The organism is Mesorhizobium sp. M7A.F.Ca.US.006.04.2.1 (assembly GCF_004022915.1).
In the GTDB taxonomy this organism is placed as follows: domain Bacteria; phylum Pseudomonadota; class Alphaproteobacteria; order Rhizobiales; family Rhizobiaceae; genus Mesorhizobium; species Mesorhizobium ciceri.
The window spans coordinates 1-6,151 of the sequence record NZ_RZQA01000344.1 but is presented as its reverse complement, the minus strand read 5'-3'; the positions used below and the strand labels follow the sequence as shown (position 1 = coordinate 6,151).

Here is a 6,151-nt window from a genome sequence, read left to right as displayed (position 1 = left end):
CAGGTCGCGCAACTGGCGATCGTCGGCCATGAAGATAAGGATGCCGGTCAGCGCCATGGCGAGCGCCGCCAGCGCGATGCCGGCGAGCAGCATTGTGGCAACCGAGGTTTGCCCCCGCCGCGTCGCGACCTGATAGAGCATCAGCGTGGTGGCGAGCCCGCCACAGAAGGCCGCCAGCGGCAGGGCAAGCGTGCCGAGCAAGGCTGTCACCGGAGCCAATATCGTCGCGCCGAGCACGATGACGGCAACCGCGCCGAGGCTGGAGCCGGCCGAGACGCCGATCAGGCCGGGGTCCGCCAGCGGATTGCGGAACAGCCCCTGCATGACCGCGCCGGAGACGGCGAGCGCCGCGCCGACCAGCATGCCGAGGATGACGCGCGGCAGGCGGATGTCATAGACGATCAGGCTGTCGCGGGCGCTCAACGCGGCGTCGTCAGGCACTGCGCCGAACAGCCAGCCCCCGATGACGTTGGCGGCCGATGCGTCCGAAGCCCCCGATGTCAGCGACAGAAAAACGGCAGCCGCGAGCCCCAGGCACAGCAGAAGGATGACGATGCGGGCGCGGCCCGACCGGTCGCCTTCGGATACGCTTGCCATCACCGGGCCGGCGATCGATTGATCGACCATGATCTGCCTGCTCAGTCCGTGACCTGCCCGCCATAAAGCGAGACAGCGAGGTCGTGGATGGCATCAGCCGTGCGCGGCCCGAAGCCGAGCAGATAGGCGCCGTCGATGCGGATCAGCTTGTGCGCCGTTCCGGCCGGCGTGGAGGCGATCGATGGATTGCCGAACAGTTCGTCGTCCGAAACCGGAGGCCCGGCATTGCTCATCATCAGGATCACGTCAGGCCTGGCGGTTATGATCGCCTCGTCGGACATCTGCTTGTAGCCGGAAAAGCCCTCGACCGCGTTGACGCCGCCGGCCAGCTTGACCATGCCGTCGGCGGCGGTCTCGCTGCCGGCCGCCAGAATCTTGCCGCCCTGTATCGACAGCACGAACAGGATGCGCTTGCGCTCCTTGATCGAAGCCGTCTGCTTCTCGGCGGCCGTGAGCTTGGCATCGAGCTCCTTGGCCAGCACCTCGGCCTTGGCGTCGACGCCGAGCGCCTTGCCGACGATGCGGACCTTCTCGAGAATGCCTTCGTGGCTGTAGTGCTCGGGCACCTCGATGAACGGCACGCTCGTCTTCTTCAAGACATCGACTGCTTCCTTGGGGCCGCTGCCATGCAGCGCCAGGATGCCGGTCGGGTCGACCGACAGCACACCCTCCGGCGACAGCGCGCGCATATAGCCGACATCGGGCAGCTCAAGCGCCGCCTTTGGGAACCGGCTGGTGGAATCGCGTGCCACCAGATGCTTTTCCTGGCCGAGAGCATAGACGATCTCGGTGATCGAGCCGCCAATGGCCACGATCTTTGAAGGATCGGCAAACACGGCCGTGCCATCCGCGGCGCTGGCGGGTTGCAGTGCGATAGCAGCCATGGAGAGACCGATCACCGGCCCCAAAATAGATCCGCGCACAGCCGACAATTTTGGGAAAACACTCATAGCATTTTTTCTCAGGCTGCGGTCGGGCTTGGGATGCGCGGCAGGTTTTCCGCCAGGAAGCGCCAGTCGTCTCGCTCGCTTTCGCCTTCATGACGCTTGCCGAAGAACTGGATGATCATCTTGCCGTCGGCGTCATAGACCTCGAGCGAGGTGACATGACCGTCCTTGGTCGGCTTGCGCACGGCCCAGACCTCGTGGATGTGGTCGGTGCGCAGATGCAGGTGGAAGGTTTCGTCCAGCACGTTGATCCATGGTCCCATCGGCTTGATCGACTTGATCGGACCGGAATGGATCTGGATGCAGCCGCGGTTTCCCACAAAGCACATGATCGGCATCTCGCCCTCCGCGGCATGATGAAACATGGCCCGGACCGCCTCATTGTCGAGCTGCCAGGCATAGTCCTGCCCAACCAGGCGCACCGCCTGCCGGCGGCTTAGTTTCAGCGTCTTCAGCATACCAAAGAACTGGTGCACGTCGGTCAGCCGGCTCCAGCGGTCACGCAGATCGTCGAGATTGGCGGCCGCTCCGTCGCCATGGATCTCGTCATCGGGGAGTGGCCCCGAGATGTCGACCGTCGGTTCCTGGTTGGACGATTCGAGCGCGGCGACCAGCTTCTGATAGGCATAGAGGCTGGAGGCCGGCCGCAGATGCACCTTGTGCACGGCCTCGCCTGCCGCATCGAAGAACTGGAGGCTGCGGCGGATTTCGTCGCCGTCGCGCTTCTCGACGGCAAAGCCGTGTGCCCAGACCTTCGGGAAGATGCGCAAGTCGATGTTTTCGCCAAGCACCATGGCATTGTGGGTGCCGGTGACGACCTTGTCATAGACGCCGATCTTCTCGTGCACCGCGCTTTCATTGCGGGTCAGCGCCATGACCTCGCCGACGGCCTCGAGGCCGGTCAGAAGATCGTTGACGCGCGGCTCGATGCGGACGACGCCGTCGCCGCAATGCGCCGCGACCAGTTCGGCTTCCGAAATGCCGAGATGGGCAGCCAGATCACGCTCGCGCGTCTTCGGATTGTCTGTCCGTGCCCGCCGGATTTCATGCGGGGCGGATTTTACGCGCTGATCCATGTCTCGGTCCCTGTTGCCTTGTCTTACTTGTTGAGAATGAGCTTGCCCTGGCGGGTGATCTTCAGCCGGTAGAGTGCACCGTGATGCTCGATGCCTATCTCGTGCTCGCCCTGGAACAGGGTGTTGCTGGAAAGGGTTCGTACCGCCAGCGGAACCCGGTCGAAATGGGGGGAGGCATCGTCGGGACGGCGGACGCGATAGCGAAAATCGTTGGGATTGTGGGTGTTCATCTGGATGGATCCCTTTCCTGTGCCGGGCGTCTGGCTAGGCGTTGCGTAATCCGATTCATTTCTTGACTTGAATAATCATGTTTACTAGTCAGTGCAATACCGGATTAAATGAGTCAACATTTAAGACGTCGGCGACGATCAAAAATGCCAGCCAGCCCCGGGCCAGCCAGCATGAAACCTGGACTTTGGAGTTGGGGCATGGGGTTTGTGACTTGGGAATGGCGCGGCCGGTCGGCGGCGAACGGCGCGGCGGCATTGCTGGCAAGTGTGGCGGCGATTGCCTTATCGGCGCAACTGGCCAACGCCCAGCAGGCGGCGCAGACGACAGATCAAACGAAGAAGGCTGAAGAGGAAAAGGCAGCACCAGCGGGAGCAACGCTGCTCGACAAGATCCTCGTCATCAGCCGCACCGGCGAGACGGCGATCGAATCGCTGGCATCGGCCAGCCATATCGGCCAGGAACAGCTCGACCGCCGCATGGCGACGACGCCCAATGAGATGCTGCTCGGCGTGCCCGGTGTCGCGGCGCAGGCCGACGCCAGGCGCGTCAGCACCAGCATCAACATCCGCGGCCTGCAGGATTTCGGTCGCGTCGCAGTCATCGTCGACGGCGCACGACAGAATTTCCAGCGCTCCGACCACGGCACGCAGTCGACCTTCTACATCGACCCCGAACTCGTCAAATCCGTGGATGTTATCCGTGGTCCTGTAGCCAACACCTACGGCTCGGGCGCCATCGGCGGCGTCGTCTTCTTCGACACCAAGGATGCCGAGGATTTCCTCAAGCCTGACGAAACATGGGCCGGTTCCGTCACGGGACGCTATGAGAGCAACGGCAAGGGCTGGACCACAAGTGCATCCGGCGCCTACCGCATTAACGAGAATTGGGACGTGCTGGGCAACATCGTCTACCGCGACTATGACGACTACAAGGATGGCGGCGGCGACACCGTCAAGGGCACCGGCTTCGACGTGCTGAGCGGACTGCTCAAGACCAGCATACGCCCGACCGACAACAGCGAACTGAAGCTCGGCTGGGTCGGCTCAAGCGATGGCTGGAACGAGATCAGCGGCGGTGCGCCGGTCAATGACGTCGACCTGAAGTCGAACACCTTCACGGCGCGCTACAACATCACGGATGAGGACAAGAGCTGGCTCGATCTCCACATCAACACCTCCTACAACAAGACCAACCTCGATCTGACCAGCCTTGTCCCGCAAAACCGCTTTGATCCGGTCACCGGCCTTCCCGTTGTCTTGCCGGCGGGATCGCAGTCGACATTCGACGTCGGCACCACCGGCATCGACATCTGGAACACGTCCCGGTTCGAGACGAGTGGGATCGCGCACGAGCTGACCTATGGCGGCGACTGGGCCGGCGATAATGTCAAGACAGGCGGCGCGGCTGGTGGCGACAGTTTCTACACGCCTTCGGGCAAGCGCAACGTTTCGGGCGCCTATGTCCAGGACAAGCTCACCTGGGAGTGGCTCGAAGTCATCGCCGGGCTGCGTTACGACAACTACAGCCTCAAGGATGACACCCACGACATTTCCGGCGACAGGGTATCGCCGCGCATCACCGTCGGCGTCTCCCCGTTCGAATCCGCAGGCCTTGCCGGCCTTCAGTTTTATGGCACCTATGCCGAGGGCTATCGCTCGCCATCGATCACCGAGACGCTGATCAGCGGCAATCATCCGGCAGGCGTCAGCTTTCCGTTCCTGCCCAATCCCAATCTGCGGCCGGAAACCGGCAAGACGACCGAGTTCGGCGTCAACTACAAGCAGAACGACATCCTCGAAGCCGGCGATGCGCTGCGCATCAAGGCAGCGTATTTCAACAATGATGTCGAAGATTACATCGATGGCGTTACCCTGTCGCGGTTTGACCCGGCAGCCGGTTGCCCGAGCGGACCCGGTATCCCGATATGCTTCCAGTACCAGAATTTTGCCAAGGCCAAGATCGACGGCTTCGAACTGGAGGGCGTCTATGATGCCGGATGGGGCTATGCCGGGCTCTCGGCTTCAATCACCAATGGTCACACCATTTCCTACAAGGGTGTGGAAGCGGATCTCGCCACGATCCCATCATCCCAGGTCACCGCGCAGCTCGGCTTGCGCTTCCTCGAGGACAAGCTGACCGTCGGCGGCGAAGTGCAATACAATGGCAAGCCCAAGGGCAATCCGATCGCCGAGGACTACACGCTGGTCAATGCCTTTGCCAGCTACCAGGCGACGGACAATTTGAAGATTGATTTCCGCGCCGACAATCTGTTCGATGTCAAATACGCCAACCCGCTCAACCTGACCACGGCCGGCCAGCCGCCGCAGCCGGTTTTCGCGGCCTACGAGCCCGGCATAACGCTGAAGCTGGCGGCAACGATGCGGTTTGGAGGCTGATTGCCATGACGAGCTTGACGACACCCCTTCGTCTGCTGACCTCGATGCTGGCGATGTCGCTTGCGATGGTTCCGGCGTGGGCGCAAGAGTCCGCGCCGGTCCCCGCGCTCACCCTGGAACTCAATGGTGCGCAACCTTCCGACAAGGGTTGCCGCCTGACGTTCGTGGTCAACAACAATCTCGGCGCCGACCTGGCCAAGGCTGCCTTCGAGATCGCCTTGTTCAACGAGGCAGGCGTCGTCGACCGGCTGACCGTGCTCGACTTCAAGGAACTGCCGGCCGGCAAGACCAAGGTGACGCGTTTCGATCTGGCCGGCACCGAGTGCTCGAAAGTCAGCCGCGTGCTGATCAACAGCGCGACCGAATGCACCGGTACCGGCGTCGAACCGAACGCCTGCATGCGAAAGCTGAAGACAGACACCAAGACCGGTATCGCCTTCGGCGTCTGAGGTGGGACTGCATCCCGCATTCCTGCAAAACAAAGCGGCGTGGCCAGTTGCCGGCCACTGCCGACTGCCGCTGCGAGCGAACGATCTTGATTTGACAATTCTGCTCTTGTCGCTGCAGGTCTCGCGGCGAGACATGCAGGATATCAGCCCCCTCCCCGAAGCCGGCGCCGAGCTGGCGATAGAGCCAACCGAGCCGCTCGCGCTGCCGCGGCCATCGGCCTGGAACCGCAAATGGACGGCGGCGATCGTCGTCTCCTGCGCGCTCCACGCCGCCGTGGCGGCGGCTTTTCTGATCTCGCCTTCGGGGATTTCGAGTTCCCAGAATGCCGAGCAGCCGGAAGGCAGTGATCAGTCGGGCACCAACGTGGTCGGCAGCGCGCTGGACAAGGACCCGACGGCAATAAACGTTGCACTGGTGCCCAGCCCGCAACCGGCTGTCGCCGTTCCAGAACAGC

General features: G+C 62.7%; 6 protein-coding genes and 1 pseudogene. 3 read left to right on the top strand and 4 right to left on the bottom strand.

The window, feature by feature from the left end; translation table 11 throughout:
• The 4 genes from EN925_RS18865 to hemP form a co-directional block, all read right to left on the bottom strand.
• Positions 1-627: iron chelate uptake ABC transporter family permease subunit (locus EN925_RS18865; protein ID WP_164894273.1), on the bottom strand; the 627-nt coding region annotated here is incomplete at its 3' end.
• Positions 628-638: 11 nt separating this feature from the next.
• Positions 639-1,547, bottom strand: coding sequence for a hemin ABC transporter substrate-binding protein (locus EN925_RS18860; protein WP_127370106.1), 909 nt, complete (start codon positions 1,545-1,547; stop codon positions 639-641).
• A gap of 11 nt (positions 1,548-1,558) precedes the next feature.
• Positions 1,559-2,620 (bottom strand): hemin-degrading factor, encoded by a 1,062-nt coding sequence (locus tag EN925_RS18855; RefSeq protein WP_127370105.1) that lies wholly within the window; start codon positions 2,618-2,620, stop codon positions 1,559-1,561.
• A 23-nt stretch (positions 2,621-2,643) separates the two neighbouring features.
• The gene (gene hemP, locus EN925_RS18850; RefSeq protein ID WP_063168168.1) at positions 2,644-2,850 is read right to left on the bottom strand and encodes a hemin uptake protein HemP; all 207 of its coding nucleotides are present in this window, start codon (positions 2,848-2,850) and stop codon (positions 2,644-2,646) included.
• 198 nt (positions 2,851-3,048) lie between these two features.
• On the opposite strand from hemP, the gene EN925_RS18845 reads away from it, so the two are divergent.
• From EN925_RS18845 to EN925_RS18835, 3 genes and pseudogenes are all read left to right on the top strand, one after another.
• The gene (locus tag EN925_RS18845; RefSeq protein ID WP_127370004.1) at positions 3,049-5,247 is read left to right on the top strand and encodes a TonB-dependent hemoglobin/transferrin/lactoferrin family receptor; all 2,199 of its coding nucleotides are present in this window, start codon (positions 3,049-3,051) and stop codon (positions 5,245-5,247) included.
• A 5-nt stretch (positions 5,248-5,252) separates the two neighbouring features.
• Positions 5,253-5,696, top strand: a complete 444-nt coding sequence (locus tag EN925_RS18840; RefSeq protein ID WP_127370003.1) for a hypothetical protein — start codon at positions 5,253-5,255, stop codon at positions 5,694-5,696.
• Positions 5,697-5,787: 91 nt separating this feature from the next.
• Positions 5,788-6,151, top strand: a pseudogene (locus tag EN925_RS18835) (energy transducer TonB); the annotation flags it as partial.